Source organism: Blochmannia endosymbiont of Camponotus nipponensis, assembly GCF_009827135.1.
GTDB lineage: Bacteria > Pseudomonadota > Gammaproteobacteria > Enterobacterales > Enterobacteriaceae > Blochmanniella.
This window is the reverse complement of record NZ_CP046534.1, coordinates 58,386-77,814: the sequence shown is the minus strand read 5'-3', so window position 1 is coordinate 77,814 and position 19,429 is coordinate 58,386. Positions and strand designations below refer to the sequence as shown.

At 29.7% G+C, this 19,429-nt stretch carries 14 protein-coding genes and 1 pseudogene; 11 read left to right on the top strand and 4 right to left on the bottom strand.

The features are described 5' to 3' along the window. Positions 1 to 8: 8 nt before the first annotated feature. From bamA to tilS, 10 genes are all read left to right on the top strand, one after another. The gene (gene bamA, locus GN161_RS00305; protein ID WP_159714354.1) at positions 9 to 2,432 is read left to right on the top strand and encodes an outer membrane protein assembly factor BamA; all 2,424 of its coding nucleotides are present in this window, start codon (positions 9 to 11) and stop codon (positions 2,430 to 2,432) included. An 82-nt stretch (positions 2,433 to 2,514) separates the two neighbouring features. Then, entirely contained in the window at positions 2,515 to 3,015 is a 501-nt protein-coding gene (locus GN161_RS00300; RefSeq protein ID WP_159714351.1) for an OmpH family outer membrane protein, read from the top strand. Positions 3,016 to 3,018: 3 nt separating this feature from the next. Next, on the top strand, positions 3,019 to 4,050 hold the full coding sequence (gene lpxD / locus GN161_RS00295; protein ID WP_159714348.1) for a UDP-3-O-(3-hydroxymyristoyl)glucosamine N-acyltransferase: 1,032 nt from the start codon (positions 3,019 to 3,021) through the stop codon (positions 4,048 to 4,050). A 99-nt stretch (positions 4,051 to 4,149) separates the two neighbouring features. Further along, a complete protein-coding gene (fabZ, locus tag GN161_RS00290) occupies positions 4,150 to 4,605 on the top strand; it encodes a 3-hydroxyacyl-ACP dehydratase FabZ (protein ID WP_159714345.1) in 456 nt (151 codons plus the stop codon). Between the two features lie 4 nt (positions 4,606 to 4,609). Then, positions 4,610 to 5,398: an acyl-ACP--UDP-N-acetylglucosamine O-acyltransferase gene (lpxA, locus tag GN161_RS00285; RefSeq protein WP_159714342.1), complete on the top strand. Its 789-nt coding sequence runs from the start codon at positions 4,610 to 4,612 to the stop codon at positions 5,396 to 5,398. A gap of 2 nt (positions 5,399 to 5,400) precedes the next feature. Next, a complete protein-coding gene (gene lpxB / locus GN161_RS00280) occupies positions 5,401 to 6,549 on the top strand; it encodes a lipid-A-disaccharide synthase (protein ID WP_159714339.1) in 1,149 nt (382 codons plus the stop codon). A gap of 34 nt (positions 6,550 to 6,583) precedes the next feature. After that, entirely contained in the window at positions 6,584 to 7,195 is a 612-nt protein-coding gene (gene rnhB / locus GN161_RS00275) for a ribonuclease HII (RefSeq protein ID WP_159714336.1), read from the top strand. A gap of 57 nt (positions 7,196 to 7,252) precedes the next feature. Then, entirely contained in the window at positions 7,253 to 10,747 is a 3,495-nt protein-coding gene (gene dnaE, locus GN161_RS00270) for a DNA polymerase III subunit alpha (protein WP_159714333.1), read from the top strand. Positions 10,748 to 10,765: 18 nt separating this feature from the next. After that, a complete protein-coding gene (accA, locus tag GN161_RS00265) occupies positions 10,766 to 11,725 on the top strand; it encodes an acetyl-CoA carboxylase carboxyl transferase subunit alpha (RefSeq protein WP_159714330.1) in 960 nt (319 codons plus the stop codon). A gap of 146 nt (positions 11,726 to 11,871) precedes the next feature. Continuing rightward, entirely contained in the window at positions 11,872 to 13,404 is a 1,533-nt protein-coding gene (gene tilS / locus GN161_RS00260) for a tRNA lysidine(34) synthetase TilS (protein WP_159714327.1), read from the top strand. A 198-nt stretch (positions 13,405 to 13,602) separates the two neighbouring features. On the opposite strand, the gene GN161_RS00255 is transcribed toward tilS, so the two are convergent. Continuing rightward, positions 13,603 to 15,342 (bottom strand): proline--tRNA ligase, encoded by a 1,740-nt coding sequence (locus GN161_RS00255; protein ID WP_159714305.1) that lies wholly within the window; start codon positions 15,340 to 15,342, stop codon positions 13,603 to 13,605. A 367-nt stretch (positions 15,343 to 15,709) separates the two neighbouring features. Here GN161_RS00255 and gmhB point away from each other — a divergent pair. Beyond that, positions 15,710 to 16,282 (top strand): annotated as a pseudogene (gene gmhB / locus GN161_RS00250) (D-glycero-beta-D-manno-heptose 1,7-bisphosphate 7-phosphatase). Between the two features lie 170 nt (positions 16,283 to 16,452). On the opposite strand, the gene accC reads toward gmhB, so the two are convergent. Genes accC through aroQ form a run of 3 tightly spaced genes read right to left on the bottom strand, consistent with a single transcriptional unit; the run spans position 16,453 to position 18,757 of the window. Then, a complete protein-coding gene (accC, locus tag GN161_RS00245) occupies positions 16,453 to 17,808 on the bottom strand; it encodes an acetyl-CoA carboxylase biotin carboxylase subunit (RefSeq protein ID WP_159714302.1) in 1,356 nt (451 codons plus the stop codon). 10 nt (positions 17,809 to 17,818) lie between these two features. Next, entirely contained in the window at positions 17,819 to 18,277 is a 459-nt protein-coding gene (gene accB / locus GN161_RS00240; protein ID WP_159714299.1) for an acetyl-CoA carboxylase biotin carboxyl carrier protein, read from the bottom strand. A 15-nt stretch (positions 18,278 to 18,292) separates the two neighbouring features. Further along, the gene (gene aroQ / locus GN161_RS00235) at positions 18,293 to 18,757 is read right to left on the bottom strand and encodes a type II 3-dehydroquinate dehydratase (RefSeq protein WP_159714296.1); all 465 of its coding nucleotides are present in this window, start codon (positions 18,755 to 18,757) and stop codon (positions 18,293 to 18,295) included. Positions 18,758 to 19,429 lie beyond the last annotated feature (672 nt).

The following is a 19,429-nucleotide window of genomic DNA, read 5'->3' as shown; positions in this document are numbered from 1 at the left end:
ACGATAAGATGAAAAAAATACTTATAGCATTCTTCTTAATAATTAGTGATATGACATACAGCGCTGATACTGTTATAAACAAAATTTTTTTTAATGGATTAAAAAGAATTTCTTTAGATACAGTATTATTTAGTTTACCTTTAAAAATTGGATCTGTTATTAATAATGAAGATGTTGCTAACAGTATTAAAATGTTATTTTCTACAGGATATTTTGAAGAAATTGCGATATCTAGTGATGAAAAAGGAATTATTATAATTCAGGTAAAAGAACGTCCAGTAATTGATAATATTAGTTTAAGTGGAAATAAAACAATTAAAGAAGATGAAATAAAAACAGCATTAAATTCAAAAAAAATACAATCTGGAGAACCATTTAACGAATGTTCTATGTTTGAAGTAAAACGAGAATTAGATAATTTATATCATAACTGTGGTAAATTCATGGCTATGAGTAATATTATAGTTACACCTTTATCAAGAAATCGTGTTAATTTGCAAATAATATTTACTGAAGGTAAAACTGCTAAAGTACAAAAAATTAATATTTTTGGTAATCATGTATTTCATACAAAACAGTTATTATCAAAATTTAAGTTACATAGAAAAATTAAATGGGGAAATGTATTATCTTATAAACAATATAGAAAAGAAAAATTGTTTGGTGACTTAGATACTTTACGTAATTTTTATTTAAATAATGGTTATGCTAAGTTTCATATTGATGAAACTCAAGTTGATTTAACATCAGATAAAAAATATGTTTACCTTTCTTTATATATTACTGAAGGTATGCAGTATGTATTTGATTCTGTAGAATTGCATGGGAATGTATTAGATTATTTTCCTAATATTAGGGAATACGTTAAAATTTATCCCGGAGAATTATATAGCAATGATAAAATTCAAGAAATAGAATACAATATACGATATATCTTAAGTAAACGTGGTTATATTCAACCTATTATTTCAATAGAATCTGATATAGACGACAATAATAAAACGGTAAAATTTTATGTGTATGTTGATATAGGACATCATTTTTATGTACGTGAAATACGATTTGAAGGTAATAATATTACTAAAGATGAGGTAATTCGGAGAGAAATACATCACACAGAACAAACGCAATTGGATTATACTCGTATTATTCAAGATCAAGATCGACTCAAACGTCTTTGTTATTTTAAAACTATAAATACTCATATTGAATATGTACCGGATACTTTGAATCATATTGATGTTGTTTATAAACTTGAAGAAAAAAATACTGGTAATTTAAATTTGAGCGTAGGATTTGGAACGGAAAGTGGTATGAATTTACAATTTGGGATGTGTCAAGAGAATGTTTTGGGTTCAGGAAATTCTATATCTATCGCTAGTGCTAGAAATCATTATCAAACTTATGCTGAAATATCGGCTATTAAATCTTGCTGTAATATTAACAATATTAGTGTAGGTGGGAAGGTATTTTATAACGATGTAAATACTAATCATACGGGTTTTTCAAATTATAATTTGAAAAACTGTGGTATTAATATTAATTATTTATATCCACTTACTGAATATAATACGCTTAATGTAGGATTAAATTATACATCTAATTATTTAAGTAAAATAGCTCCTCAAGTAGCAATATGGCGTTATTTAAAATCTTCGAATATTCATCCAAAAATGTGGATTGATAATAAATTTTTTGATAATACTATTAATTTTCATACAAATGATTTCTTATTAGCTGCAGGATGGACTTTTAACAATTTGAACCATGCTTATTTTCCCACATATGGTGTACATGCTAATGTGGCAAGTACATTGACGTTACCTGGATCTAATAATCAATATTATAAAATTATAATTAATAGTAGTAATTACATACCTTTAGATCAACATCATAATTGGATATTAATGAGTTCCATATATGCTGGTTATGCTGGAAGCATTCATAAAAGAGAAAGTCCTTTTTACGATAATTTCTATGCTGGCGGTATTGGGACTATACGTGGATTTAAAATAAATAGTATAGGGCCAAAGGCTGCTTATTATTATAATAATTATTTTGACCCAAATTATGCTACATGTGTAATAAAAAATTCTCAGGATGCTGTTGGAGGAAATGCGATGACTCTTTTTAAAACTGAGCTAACCATTCCCATTACGGGTTTTAATGCACAACGTTCTAATATAGCACGTATTTCTCTCTTTTTGGATACAGGTACTGTATGGGATACTTTTTGGAAAAATACTAAAGCAACACAAACAGCTGGTATTGTAGATTATAGTATTTCAAGTAATATTCGTATATCTAGTGGGGTGGCATTGAAATGGGTATCTCCAATTGGACCAATAATTTTTTCTTATTCGAAATTAATAAAAAAATATTTTGGAGATGTAGAAGAGCCATTTCAATTCAGTATAGGAAAATTGTGGTAAATTTGGATGTTGTAGAGAAATAAAAAGTATCTTATTTATTAAGGTAATAAATTGTATATTTTATTAAATTAAGAGGTTTACAGTGAAAAAGTGGATATATATATTAAGTATAGTTATTTGGACAATACAAGCTAGTCCTGTTGGCGCTGCAGGTAAAATTGCGATAGTGAATATTTCCAATATTTTTCAACAATCTTCACAACGTGCAAAAATAATTAAACAACTTGAATATGAATTTAAAGATCGTGCTACTGAATTAGAAAAGATGGAGCATGATTTACAAATGCAAATACAAATGCTACAACGAGATGGCGCTACTATGCAAGCAATAGAACGTAGTGAATTAGAAAAATCGTTAATAAATCAACGTGAAATTTTTTCTAATAAAGCTAAAGAATTTCAACAAGAAAATCATGCACGTCAAACAGAAGAAAGAGATAAAATTCTTAGCATGATTCATAATGTAGTAACTAATGTTGCTAAAAAAGAAAATTATGAAATAGTAATTGATGCTAACGCTGTAGTATATCATAACACTCATATTATAGATATTACCAATTCTGTAATGAAACAAGTTGGGTAGACTATGATTGCAATGCGGTTAGTTGATTTAGCTCGGCAGTTAAATGCCAAATTATATGGTGATGAAAATATTATTATTACTGGTGTTGCTTCTATAAACAATGCAAGCATAGGACATATTACTTTTTTAAAAGATCAACGATGTATAAATCAACTGAGTTCTTGTCGTGCGTCAGCAGTAATATTATCTAAAAACAATTTAATTTTCTGTAGAGCTGCTGCACTGGTAGTAAAAGACCCTTATATTGCATATGTTAAAATAGCACAATTAATGGATACTACTCCTAAACCAGAGAAAAATATAGCATCTGAAGCAATTATTTCTTCAGATGCTATATTAGGACAACGGGTAGGAATTGGTGCTAATGTGGTCATAGAATCTGGAGTAATTTTGGGTGATGATGTAATAATTGGACCTGGTAGTTTTATAGGAAAAAAAACAAAAATTGGGACAGGTACTCGCTTGTGGGCTAATGTAACTATATATCATGAAGTAGAAATTGGTAAATTTTGTTTAATACAGTCTGGCGCTATAATTGGTTCTGATGGGTTTGGGTATGTAAATGATCATGGAGTTTGGGTTAAAATCCCTCATTTAGGAAAAGTCAAAATAGGGGATAATGTAGAAATAGGTGCTTGTACTACCATTGATCGGGGAACATTGGATGATACTAAAATTGGAAACGGGGTGATTATTGATAATCAATGTCAAATTGCACATAATGTTATAATTGGTGCGCACACTGCAATAGCGGGAGGTGTTATCATGGCAGGTAGTTTGACCGTTGGAAGTTATTGTATGATAGGTGGAGCTAGCGTAATTAATGGACATATAAATATTTGTGATAGAGTCACAATCACTGGAATGGGTATGGTAATAAAACCAATAACACAACCTGGTATTTATTCATCGGGGATTCCTGTAAAACCAAATACTATATGGTGGAAAACCGCTGCTTTGATTGTTCGGATTGGTAGCATCAATAAACGTGTGAAAACTATAGAACAAAAATTGAAAAAATTATTGTGCCTATAATTTGTAAGATGATTAGGACAGTTTATTCTTTATACTGTTGGGATGAACAAAATAAATGTTGTTAATACAACTTCTTATCTTATAAAGGAATAAAAAATCTTGATTACTGATACTTGTGTTTTGCGTATTGAGGAAGTTTTAGAACTTTTACCCCATCGATTTCCTTTTTTATTAGTTGATCGTGTACTGAACTTTGAAAAAGGAAAATTTTTAAGAGCGGTAAAGAACGTTTCTTTTAATGAACCATTTTTTCAGGGACATTTTCCAGGGAAACCTATTTTTCCTGGAGTATTAATTTTAGAAGCTATGGCTCAAGCTACAGGTATCTTAGCTTTTAAGAGCACAGGTAAATTAGCGCCAGGAGAATTATATTATTTTGCTGCTATTGATGCGGCTCGATTCAAGCGCCCAGTACAACCTGGTGATCAAATGATACTTGACGTTGAATTTATTAAAGAAAGACGTGGTATTGCACGTTTTAAAGGAATTGCTACAGTGGATGAAGAAATGGCCTGTGAAGCATCAATGATGTGTGCTCGTAGAAAGGAAATTTAATCTGATGATTCATAAATCTGCCATAATACATCCTAGTTCTATAATAGAAAAAGGAGCTATTATACATGACAATGTATATATTGGGCCATTTTGTTTCGTTGGAGCACAAGTTGAAATAGGGGCACGAACTTTATTGAAATCTCACATTGTAATAAACGGCATTACTCAAATTGGTGAAGATAATAAAATTTATCAATTTGCTTCTCTTGGTGAAGTAAATCAAGATCTAAAATATGCAAAAGAATCTACGCGTATAGAGATTGGTCATTATAATAAAATCAGGGAGAGTGTTACTATTCATCGTGGTACTATACAAGGCAGGAGAGTTACTAAAATAGGAAATAGTAATTTATTCATGATTAACGTACATATTGCTCATGATTGCATAATAGGAGATCATTGTATTATGGCCAATAATGTTACTTTAGGTGGACATGTAAGAGTGGATAATCATACGATCATTGGAGGAATGACTGCAATTCATCAATTTTGCCTTATCGGAACTCATGTTATGATTGGAGGATGTTCTGGTGTGGTTCAAGATATTCCACCATTTATAATAGCTCAAGGAAATCACGCAACACCTTTTGGATTAAATATTGAAGGTTTGAAACGACGAAATTTCAGTCGTTCTTCTGTACATGCTATTCGAGATGCCTATAAAATTTTGTATCGTAGCAACAAAACTATTGAATCAGCTAAAGTAGATTTAAAACTATTGGCAGTAGAACATCCAATTATCAATGAATTTTTAGATTTTTTAATACGTTCTCAAAGAGGAATTATTCGTTAATAATGTCTGTAAATAATCGTACTATTATTATAGGTATAGTAGCAGGAGAAGTGTCTGGAGATATCTTAGGGGCGGGATTAATTCGTGAATTAAAAAAAAAACTGAAAAAGGTATGTTTTTTTGGAATTGGTGGTCCTTATATGCAATCTGAAAATATGAAGTCTTGGTATAATATAGAAGAATTATCCGTTATGGGTTTTGCTGAAATCATTATGAAATTACCACGATTATTATATATCCGTAGAAATTTAGTGCGTAGATTTTTTTATTTAAAACCTGATGTTTTTATTGGTATTGATTTTCCAGATTTTAATATTTCATTAGAAAATCGCTTGAAGAAACGCGGAATTCGCACAATTCATTATGTTAGCCCATCAGTATGGGCATGGAGAAAAAAACGTATTTTTGCACTTAAAAAAGCTACCGATAATATTTTAGTTATATTGCCATTTGAAAAAAAAATATACGATCATTTCAATATACCGTGTCAATTTATTGGACATGCGTTAGCAGATCAAATACCACTTAATCCGGATAAAGTTTCTTTTCGCCAGAAATTAGGTATTCCTCATGACGTATATTGTTTAGCGGTGTTGCCAGGAAGTAGAATTAGGGAAATTAAAATGTTAGCTCGTGATTTTTTAGTATGTGCTGAATTGTTGAAAAATAATTTTCCTAATCTTGAAGTTTTGGTACCATTAACTAATCAAAGATTAGTAAAACAATTTGTCAGTGTTATATCGACATCAGTTAAATATCGTATATTAAATAATCAAACAGCATGGGAGGTAATGACGGCGGCAGATGTTTCTTTAGTGACCGCTGGTACAGCAACGTTAGAATGTATGCTAGCCAAATGTCCTATGATTGTAGCTTATCGTGTGCATCCTTTGACATTTATGTTAGCTAAGTATCTGATAAATATCCCTTGGATATCATTACCTAATTTATTAGCAGGTTATGAATTGGTAAAAGAATTTATTCAAAATGACTGCCGTCCTGAAAATTTAGCACAATCATTAATCGATTTACTCAATGATCATAATAATAAGCATATAGTATTGCAAAAAAAATTTAGGCAGTTACATAATAGTATTAGACGTAACGCAGATGAGCAGGCAGCACATGCAGTTTTAAGGTTAATTAGATGATAGTGATATTGTTTGTTATGCAGGTATAAAATTAATGAAAAATAAAAAATACTATTTGTCAAAAAAATTAGGATTAATTGCAGGAGTAGATGAAGTAGGATGTGGATCATTAGTAGGATCAGTAATAGCTGCTGCAGTGATATTACATCCAATGCAATCAATTTTTGGGTTAGCTGATTCTAAGACATTAAATAAAAATACACGACTTCGTTTATATACAAATATTATTCAAAATGCATTAGCTTGGAGTATTGGATGTGCTGACGTTATAGAAATTGATCGTTTTAACATTTTGCAAGCTCGTTTATTAGCTATGAAACGAGCAGTATACAATTTATCTATTAAACCGGATTTGATTTTAATAGATGGAAATTGTTCTCCAGTATTTACGGATATACCTTATCAATGTTTTAGTAAAGGAGACGCTCGAATAAAGATTATCAGCGCAGCTTCTATTATAGCTAAAGTTACTCGTGATCAAGATATGATAGCATTAGATGTGCAATACCCAGCATATAGATTTGCTCAAAATAAAGGATATCCTACTTCTTTTCACTTAAAGCAATTAACACTATATGGTCCTATAGCGCATCATCGAAAAAGCTTTGTTCCTGTAAAAAATATGATTTCTTATATTGATAGATAATTTTATATTTAGAGTCATCAGATATACACATATATTATTAGTTATTGTTTTTGACGTATGATAAAGCCAAGTTTTATTCATTTACATGTACATAGCGATTATTCCATGATTGATGGATTAGCTACGGTGGATAAATTAATAAAGCATGCAGAATTTCTTAAAATGCCAGCTTTAGCTCTTACTGATTTTAATAATTTATTTGGGTTTATTAAATTTTATGATGCTGCTTATAAAACAGGAATCAAACCAATTATTGGCGCGGATTTTTTAGTACAAGATATTATCATCAGTAATGAACTTAGCGAGTTAACATGTTTGGTTGCCGATAAACAAGGTTACTATCATTTAATTATGCTCATTTCAAAAGCATATAAAAGTAAATGTAATAATATTGTTCCTATAATTCAACGCTGTTGGCTTATAGAACATAATGAAGGGTTAATTATACTTTCTGGAGGACGTAATGGAGATATTGGTAAATATTTATTAAGAAATGAAAAATCAAAGATAGAACAATGTTTATGTTTTTATTCAAAATATTTTTCGGATAGATATTATTTAGAATTGATACGAACTGGCCGTCAACATGAAGAATCTTATATACAATTAGCAATAGAATTATCAATGATCAAAGGATTGCCGGTGGTAGCTACTAATGATGTACGTTTTATTAATAAAAAGGATTTTTTAGCTCATGAAATTCGTGTAGCTATATATAATGGTACTACGCTAAATAATGCTAAATATTCATATAAATATAGCGCGCAACAATTTATGAAAAGTGAACAAGAAATGTGTAAATTATTTGCCGATATACCAGAATCTTTAGTAAATAGTGTAGAAATTGCTTATAGATGTAATCTCACTGTTGATTTAGGTGGATGTTATTTACCACAATTCCCTACTGGATGTAATTCTGATAAAGATTTTTTAATTATGCATGCAGAAGAAGGATTAGAAGAGCGCTTAATTTTTTTATTTCCAAAGATTGAAGAACGTTTGGTTAAGCGAAAACCATATGATTTACGATTAAAACATGAATTGCAAGTTATTAATGACATGAATTTTCCTAGTTATTTTTTAATTGTTATGGAATTTATAAAATGGGCGAAAAATAATGATATTCCAGTTGGTCCCGGCAGAGGTTCTGGTGCTAGTTCATTGGTGGCTTATGCTTTAAAAATTACAGAACTCGATCCATTAAAATTTGATTTGCTTTTTGAACGTTTTCTTAATCCAGAGCGTATATCTATGCCTGATCTAGATATTGATTTTTGCATGGAACACCGCGATTCAGTGATTGATCATGTCTCTAAAACTTACGGATCAGATGCTGTATCTCAAATTATTACATTCGGGACTATGGCAGCTAAAGCAGTGATTCGTGATGTAGGACGAGCATTAGGTTATCCTTATGCACTTATTAATCGTATTGCTAAATTAATTCCATCAGCACCGGGAATAACATTAGAAAGAGCTTTCTCTATCGAACCGCAACTCAAATTACTTTATAAAAATGATGAAGATATTACAGTACTAATCGATATGGCTCGTCAACTAGAAGGTATCGTTAAAAACGTTAGTAAACATGCGGGAGGAGTAGTGATTGCGCCTATAAAAATTACTGATTTCTCTCCTTTATATTATGATAGTGATAGTATTCCACCAATGACGCAATTTGATAAAGATGACATTGAACGTATTGGTTTAATAAAATTTGATTTTCTTGGATTGCGTACTTTGACCATTATTAATCGTGCACTAAATATGATTAATAATACACGTTATAAAAATAATCTTACTATTGTTGATATACACTCTATATCATTACATGATCATAAAAGTTTTTATGTACTTCAGTCCTCAGAGACTACTGCAGTTTTTCAATTAGAGTCACGTGGTATGAAAGAATTAATTAAACGTTTAAAACCAGATTGTTTTGAAGATTTGATAGCATTGATCGCGTTATTTCGTCCTGGACCGTTACAATCAGGTATGGTTGATAATTTTATCAATAGAAAACGTGGTTATGAAATTATTTCTTATCCCGATTCTAAATGGCAGCACGAGTCTTTGCGGCCAGTATTAGAATCAACTTATGGAATTATTCTATATCAAGAACAAGTCATGCAAATAGCACAAGTATTAGCAGGTTATACACTCGGACAGGCAGATATATTAAGACGAGCTATTGGTAAAAAGAAATCAGAAGATATGGCTAAACAACGCTCTTTTTTTAATTCAGGTGCTATAAAAAATGGTATTGATACTACATTGGCGATGAAGATTTTTGATCTTGTAGAGAAATTTGCCGGTTATGGTTTTAATAAATCTCATTCTGCTGCATATGCATTAATATCTTATCAAACATTGTGGTTGAAGACTCATTATCCTTCTGAATTTATGGCGGCCGCATTAAGTTCTGATATGGATAATGTAAGTAAAATAGTGTATCTAATAGGTGAATGTCAAAAAATGAAACTTAAAGTGTTACCTCCAGATATCAATACCAGTCAATATCATTTTTATGTTAACGCAAGTAAAGAAATTGTTTATGGCTTTGGAGCTATAAAAGGAATAGGTAAATCCTCTATAGAAGCTATAATAACCTCTCGTAGTCAATATGGTAAATTTAAAGAATTATTTGATTTTTGTATTCGTATTGATAGTACAAAAATAAATCACCGTATGATTGAAAAATTGATTCTTTCTGGAGCCTGTGATTCTTTTGGATTACATCGTGCAAAGTTAATAGCATCACTCAATGATATACTAAAACGTGCTAGTCAGCATATTAAAAATAAACATAGTAGACAAATAGATATATTTGCATCTCATTTAGATACGTGTACTATTATAGAATCTGGTTGTAATCAAACTGTGCCACAGTGGTCTGATCAGTTATTATTAGAAAAAGAAAAAGAAGCTCTTGGGTTATATTTAACTAATCATCCAACTATTCAACATATAAAAAACATAGAACACTGTATACCTAATACTATCAAGATAAAAGATCTTATATTAAAAAAAAATAATACAACGATACATATTTTTGGGGTCGTTGTATCAATACGAACAAAATTAAGTAAAGGTGGTAAACATATTGTATTTTGTATCTTAGAAGATTATTCTGGGCGATTAGAAATAGTGATATTTGAAAAACTACTTAATAAATATCAATCTTGTTTGAAAGAAAATAATTTTTTACTTGTTGCGGGTATAATTTATATTGATAAGATACATGGTCATCATAAAATAATAGTGCAAACATTGGAAGATATAAACGATATCTATAAAAAAAACGCACGTAGTTTATCCATTATATTAAATAATAGACAAGTTGATGATTATGATCAATTATTACGTAATATTCGTTTTTTTTTAGAAGAAAATCAACATGGAACTTTGCCAGTATGTTTTTTTTATCAGAAAAATGGCATGCAACTCAGATTATATTGTGGGGAAAAATGGCACATTACTCCAACTGATCAATTACTGATAAATTTACGTAGTCTTGTTGGAGATGAACAAGTAAAATTAGAATTACATTAATTTAATAACAGGAATGTTATGGGGTTAAATTTTATTGATTTTGAAAAACCTATCTTAGATTTAGAAGAAAAAATTCATTCTTTAACATTGACAGTACATTCAGATAAAAAATCAGAAATAAGTGTTAATGAAGAAATTGATCGTCTTCGTGCGAAAAGTATTGATCTTACTCAAAAAATTTTTTCTAATTTAAATGCTTGGCAAATAGCTCAATTAGCACGTCATCCTAAACGTCCATATACTTTAGATTATATAGAACGGATATTTAATGATTTTGATGAATTGTCTGGTGATCGAGTATATGCTGATGATAAAGCTATTGTAGGAGGAATAGCAAGACTTGATTCCCGTCCAGTTATGATTATTGGGCATCAGAAAGGTCGCGATACTAAAGAAAAGATTAAACGGAATTTTGGAATGCCTGCTCCAGAAGGGTACCGAAAAGCGTTACGTCTTATGAAAATGGCAGAGCGATTTAAAATGCCACTTATTACTTTTATAGATACTCCGGGCGCTTATCCTGGGATAGGAGCAGAAAAACGTGGGCAATCTGCAGTGATCGCTAAAAATTTGTGTACAATGTCAATGCTAAAAATACCAATTATATGCACTGTAATCGGAGAAGGTGGTTCCGGAGGGGCTTTAGCAATAAGTGTGGGAGATAAAGTGAATATGTTGGAATATAGTACATATTCTGTAATCTCTCCAGAAGGATGTGCATCGATTTTGTGGAAAAACGTTAAAAAAGCTCCTATTGCTGCTGAAGCAATGGGTATCACTGCTCACCGACTGAAAGCACTTAAATTAATTGATAATGTGATTTCTGAGCCATTAGGCGGGGCGCATAGAGATATTTTGACTACTTCTATTGCATTAAAAACGCGGTTATTATTAGATTTAACAGAATTAGATGCTTTTGAGGAAAAAGAATTATTAAACCGGAGATATTACAGATTGATGCATTATGGATATTGCTAGTTTAAAAGTGTATATATCTGCTCAAAGAGAATTGTTATAGTATAATAGTACATTGGCCTCTTTAATTAAAAAATTAAATATTGGTATATTTATATTGTTGGCAGTATTAAATAATCATCATTTTATATCATAGATATTACAAAAATATGATTGCAATTAATGCATCGTTGGAAAATTGGGATTTATATGATAAAGTAACGCATTGTCTTGCTGGATATAGAAAATTACTATTATCTTACAGTGGCGGACTGGATTCTACTGTGCTTTTGGATATATTAACAATTTTGAGAAACAGAGGTAGCAAGTCAATATCGTCTCCGTTAATTTTACGTGCAATTTATGTACATCATGGTCTCAGTAGTCATGCTAAGATATGGGCTGATCATTGCTTGGAGCAATGTAAAACACGAGATATACCTTTTTCGGTAATCCATATTAATTGTTATGATGCAGAAAATAAAAGATGCAATATAGAATCATTAGCACGAAATCTTCGTTATAAGCAATTATATAATCATTTATATTCGGATGAAGTACTTTTAACCGCACATCATATGGATGATCAAGTAGAAAGTGTATTTCTCGCTTTGAAAAGAGGAAGCGGACCAGCTGGACTCTCTGGGATAACTAAAAATATATTGCATGCTGATAAATATAGGTTGTTAAGGCCTTTATTAGGTTGTTCTCGTAAACAGTTAGAAATATATGCTCATAAAAAAAAACTTACTTGGATTGAAGATGATACGAATATGAATATTCGTTTTGATCGTAATTTTTTACGTATAAAAATTTTACCATCAATATATCGACGCTGGCCTTGTTTTAATCGCGTCGTTGCACGTACTGCGCAGTTATGCAGAGATCAAGAGGAGTTGTTAGATGAGTTGTTGTCAGAATCTTTGCGAAAATTAATTGATACATCAGATGGTTCTTTGTTATTCAGACCAATACTGCAATACAGTATACCAAAACGACAAGCTTTGTTACGTCGTTGGTTAAGAAATTTTTCTATGAAAATACCTTCCTATCAGATTATAAATCGCATTTGGCAGGAAGTAGTATTAAGTCGAAAAGATGCTACTCCAATGTTACAATTAGATCAATACTTATGTCGTCGTTTCCGTCAAAAATTGTATATTTTACCTATAAACATGCGATCTTCTTTAAATAGGATTAAATTATCTTGGAACAAAATAAACAGTGTAATTATATTGCCACATAATTTGGGCGCTTTAATGTGTCAACCATTAGATATTGATATATGCTCATCTAAAAGTATATTAGATGTAGATTTAGACATAAATTTAGCATTAAATGGTTCTCCTAATTTCTTTAAAAAATCTATTAAGGTTTTAACATGTTGTTACATTCGACCTCCCAATTCTGATGAAAAAATATCAATTATCTTTGGGCATGTAGATGGATTATTATACATTTTAGGTAGAAATCACGGTCGATATTTAAAAAAAATTTGGCAGGAATTAGGTGTACCTCCATGGTTAAGAAGTCGTATTCCTTTACTTTTTTATAATAAAACTTTAATCACTGCTATAGGAGTATTTATTACTCACAGTGGTAAGATTAAAAATAAAGAGCGTGTATTATGGAAAATATCTTGGTTACAAGATATTTTATTATATAAAATTTTTAAAAATAGTGTTCGTTACCACTTAGAATGATTTTTTTTTATTTAATCACTATATAGATAATTCGTCCTAAACTAGGATAATAGAAAATGTGTTTTTTTAAAAATAACAAAAATTATTTAATATAACTTTAGTAGACATAATTATTTTCGCTTATATTTACTAAATGTTATATAAGATATTTAATCTTAAAATCAGTGTTATTTTATTATTAGAAATTGCTTAAAATAATCACGAGGTAATAATTTTTTCAGTTAAATATTGTACTAATATTTCCAGTTTAATTTTCTTTATTTCATTTGTTTTACGATATTTGTATTCTACCTCTTGGTTAGCTAAGTTACGATCACTAATAATAAGAACATGTGGTATTCCGATTAAATCTATGTCAGTAAACATCGTCCCTGGATATTCTTTACGATCATCAATTAATATATCTGTTCCTATGATAGATATAAGTTGTTTATAAATTTTTTCTGTAATGATTCTTACATTAATAGAACGGTACATATTAATTGGTATAATGGCTAATTTAAATGGTGCGATTATATCTGGCCATAAAATGCCGTTTTTGTCATGATTTTGCTCGATAATTACAGAAATAATACGAGTAATTCCTATTCCATAACAACCCATTTCTATTATCAAATTATGTTTATTTTTATTGTTTTTTTGTATATAGTTACGACTTAGATTTGAGTATTTTTGCCCTAATTGAAATATGTGTCCTATTTCGATACAGTTATGAATTGATAAGATATTTTTTTCATTAATGTGTAGATTATTATGCGGTACTTCGTGTAAATCTGCTATTTTTACTAGTGGTAAATCACGATTCCAGTTGACTCCAAAGAAATATTTGCCACTTATATTAGATCCGGCAATAAAATCATTCATTGTTGCTACATTATAATCTATAATTAATGGTATAGGTAAATTAATAGGACCCAATAGATTGGGTTGTGCTCCGGTAATTGTATGGAATTCTTTTGGATCTATGTAAGATATAGGGGTGTATATCTGTGGAATCATTGCAATTTTTTTTAAGCTAATTTGATGATCAGCCCGTACTACTAAACCTAATAAAGGATAAGAATTATTTATGTATTTGTGTGTGGCGCGTACAATTATTGTTTTTACAACCTGATGTATCGATAAATTAAATTGATTGGTTAATTCTTCTATGGTTTGGACATGTGGAGCTACTATTAATCGCATGTTTTCTTTAGCCATTTTTGGTTGTATTTTCGTAGCATCATGCAAAAACTTGAAGTTATTGGAATTTTTACTAGGTATACTGGGAACTGCAATATTATCTTCACCATGTTCAGAATATGCTTGAAATTCATGAGATAATATTCCTCCGATACTACCAGGTTCAGCTTGAACAACACAAAAATTTAGTCCAATACGATTAAAAATCGTATGATATATATCATACATATTGCTATATGTGTTTGTAAGAGATTTTTTATCTACATGAAAAGAATATCCATCTTTCATAATAAATTCTCTGGCACGAATTATTCCGCCTCTAGGACGTGCTTCGTCACGATATTTAGTATTAATTTGATACACAATTAATGGGAACTGTTTGTAAAACATTGTTTCTTTACAAATGATTTCAGAAACCATTTCTTCATGAGTTGGTCCTAATACAAATTCCTGATCATTACGATTGCTAAAACGTAATAGTTCTGCGCCATATTCTATCCAACGACCACTTTTTTTCCATAATTTTGCTGGTTGAACGATTGGCATAGATATTTCGATCGCATTTATTTTACTCATTTCTTCTCGAATAATATTTTCTATTTTTCTTAAGACACGTAGTCCTGTTGGTAACCAGGTGTAAAGCCCAGATGATACTTGGCGAATTAAACCAGCTCGTAACATTAGTTGATGACTAATCGCCTTGCAATTTTTAGGTACTTCTTTAAGAGTAGCTAATAAATATTGACTGGTACGCATTATCGTTATCTAATATAAAAAGGTTGTTAATAAAAAATTATAAAAAATTTTATTGTTTAAATATATATTTCAAATACTAAATTGAACTTATTGCTTTTAAATATATTATATGTAGTGCGTATTTTCTTTTTTATGCTAAGTAACATTGATTATGTAATTTAATATATAATTATATATTATAGTATGATTTTTTAAAAAGTTTTATTATTCTACATAAGATATATTAGTGTTTTATCGATGTTTATATATGATGTTTTCTTATGATTGCGTCAGAATTGATGATTCTATGAATGTTATCAGAAAGTATAAGATTTTATTGGCATTATTTGATAAGAATATTTACAAATTATAAGTATAGGTATAAGTCATGAGTTCAAATAATGCTATATTTATAGATCGGGATGGTACAATTAATGTTAATAAGAATTATGTGCATAGTATTGATAATTTTTGTTTCATTGATAATGTTATAGATGCAATGATAGAATTGAAGGAAATGAATTTTTTTGCTAATAATAGTTACTAATCAATCTGGAATAGCACGAGGTATATTTACTCAATATGACTTGTTATTTTTAACAAAATGGATGATTTATTATTTGCAAACACGTCGTGTACATATAGATGCAATTTATTTTTGTCCGCATCATATACAAGGAATAGTCAAGCAATTTCAGCGAGATTGTTTGTGTCGTAAACCTAATCCTGGAATGTTATTAGATGCAAAAAAACGTTTTAATATTGATATGATCTCTTCTTATATGGTAGGAGACACTGAAAATGATATGTTAGCAGGCCGATTATCAGGAATTGGCACTAACGTATTAGTGTATAGTGAAAAAAATAACAAAAAAATAAAAACACAGAAAATTGGACTATAGAAAGTTTAGCATGTTTGCCATATATGATAAAAAGATATAACTGTATGGAAAAGCTATAAATGTTTTTTATTCTTTATTTTTAACATTTTATTCTGTTAACTTGGTGATGTATGTAGAGGCATTGTATTCATTTAGAATGGAGATGTTTCTTTTTATAATTAAAAAGAATAATAACCACCTATTTTTTTTACAAAATATAATATATTTTTTATACGTTATTTTTAATTATTTATATATTCAGTTTATTCTTTAAATAGTGAATATTAATTTCTCTCCCTTTTTGAAATACCTCATCGGTTATAATTTTTAATTGTAACTCAATATTAGTATTGATACCATCAATAATTAATTCCGATAACGCATTTTTCATGCGGGCAATGGCTATGTCACGTGTTTTTCCAAAACAAATCAATTTTCCTATCATTGTATCATAATAAGGCGGCACTGAATATCCAGAATAAATATGAGATTCCCAACGTACGCCTAGTCCTCCAGGAGCATGAAACCTAGTGATATGTCCTGAGCTAGGTATAAAATTGTGAGAATCTTCAGCATTAATACGACATTCTATAGCATGCCCTTCAGATGTAACTGCGTCTTGTTTAATATCTAATGTATATCCAGAAGCAATTTTTAATTGCTCTCTAATTAGATCTATTCCGGTAATCATTTCTGTAATTGGATGCTCTACTTGAATACGAGTATTCATTTCGATGAAAAAAAATTCATTGTTTTCATATAAAAATTCAAATGTGCCTACTCCACGATATCCAATTTTATAACAAATCTTTACACAACTTTCTCCCATATATTGCCGCATTTCAGAACTGATACCTAATGCAGGAGTTTCTTCTATTATTTTTTGATGTCTCCTTTGAATAGAACAATCACGTTCTGTCAAATAAATTATATTTCCTTGTCCATCAGATAAAACTTGTATTTCTATATGTCTTGGATTTTCTAAATATTGCTCTACATAAATAGTGTCATTGTTAAACATGTTTTTTGCTTCTGTTCGTATCATTTGTATAGCATCTTGTAAATCTGATTCTTTCCTCACTACACACATGCCTCTTCCTCCTCCTCCATGAGCAGATTTTATGATAATTGGATAATTAATATGTAAATGTTGATATGAAAAATTAGAAAAGTCTTTATTTATATTCTTGTTCAGTTCATAATTCCAACCTGGAACAGGCATTATTCCTGATTCTTTCATAATAGTTATAGCAGATATTTTATTTCCCATTAAACGGATTGTTTCTGAACATGGTCCAATAAAAACAAAACCAGAGCGTTCAACCTGTTCTGCAAAATCAGCATCTTCTGATAAAAATCCATAACCAGGATGAATTCCTGATGATCCGGTAATTTCTGCAGCTGAAATAATAGCTGGAATATTTAAGTAACTATGTGTCGCAGGCGGAGGTCCTATGCAAATAGTTTCATCGGCTAAAAGGACGTGTTTTAAAGCACGATCTATGGTGGAATATACGGCTACTGTTTTTATTCCCAATTCTTTACATGCACGCAAAATACGTAGTGCTATTTCTCCTCGATTTGCAATGACAATTTTTTCTAACATTTTGTTCTCTTTATTCAATGATAAGCAATGGTTCGTTAAATTCAACTGGTTGACCGTTATCAATTAAAATTGCTTTTATTGTACCTGATTTATCTGATTGAATTTGATTCATAACTTTCATGGCTTCAACAATGCATAAAGTATCTCCCACTTTAACTATTTGCCCTATTGATACAAATGGATTAGAATCTGAACTAGAGCTGAGATAAACAATACCTACCATAGGAGAACGTATAACATGTCCACTATCTATTAATTTATCATTATCATAGCGTGTTATTTCTGCATTTGAAATACATGCTGGTATTTCCGACGTTTTTGTTACAGGTACACGTTGTGTTAAAGGAGATAATTTTTGAGATGTAGAACGAATTATACGTATTATTTTGTTTCCTTCAGAAATTTCTAGCTTAGAGATAGTAGATTCTTCAACTAATGTAATTAATTTTTTTATTTTACGAATATCCATAACAAAAACCTATGTTTATTTGTTATTGGTTAATTTTTTGGATAAATATTTATGTGCCATGTGCAAAGCAAAATGGTATCCGTGTGCTCCAAATCCACAAATAACACCAAGGGCAATATCAGATAAATATGAACGATATCGAAACTTTTCTCTTTTATAGATGTTAGAAAGATGAACTTCAATGAAAGAAATGTTTACAGCTAAAAATGCATCTCTTAATGCTACGCTGGTATGAGTAAAAGCTGCAGGATTAATAATGATAAAATCTGTATTTTTGCGATTTTTATGCACGCAATTAATTAATTCATGTTCTGCGTTGGATTGAAAATGATTTATTTTCATACCTAAAGATTCAGATGTTTTATATAAGTTTACTACAATATCAGATAAAGTTTCATATCCATATATATGGGGTTCACGTGTGCCTAATAAATTTAAGTTAGGGCCATTCATCAATAAAATATGAAATGTATTTATCATGATCTTAAATATCCTCATTAGAATTCAACGCGCAGTATATCATCATAATTCTCATATATATATTTTGTTTAATATTTAATATGTGTTATCCGTATCATGTAACAAAAAAAATATTTTTTAGTATTTATGGTGTATTTTATTGCAATGTTATTGTTGAAATGATTAATATAATATATATATCATTATATGATTACAACGAATCCATGATGCTAACCACTAAATTAGTGTATTGTTGTTTTTAACTTTTTGTTAGGCAAAATAATGTTTATGTGATGATTAATGTGATAAACAATTTATGTTTCAAACATTGTTATTATAATATTAAGTTGTAATATTTTTCAATACATATATATGTGGTTTATATTTTCCTCTAAGTATAGCGAAAGTATAAAAAATATTATATGTTATAGTAAATATTACATAGTATGAATTTACAATATTCGTAGTGATTATATATATCATGTAGATATATTACATATTATATATGATGTAGATTGCTTAGATATAATTAGCATTTAACTGCTAATTTAAAATTAAACACAAAATAATATAGCAATATTTAAAACATAGTCATTGAAAAATATATTTAGTGGTGACATTGTGTGAATGTTGTTTTTATCATTCTTTAGGAGGTTTCATACGAATGGATAATTTTAATAAATTTAATAACAT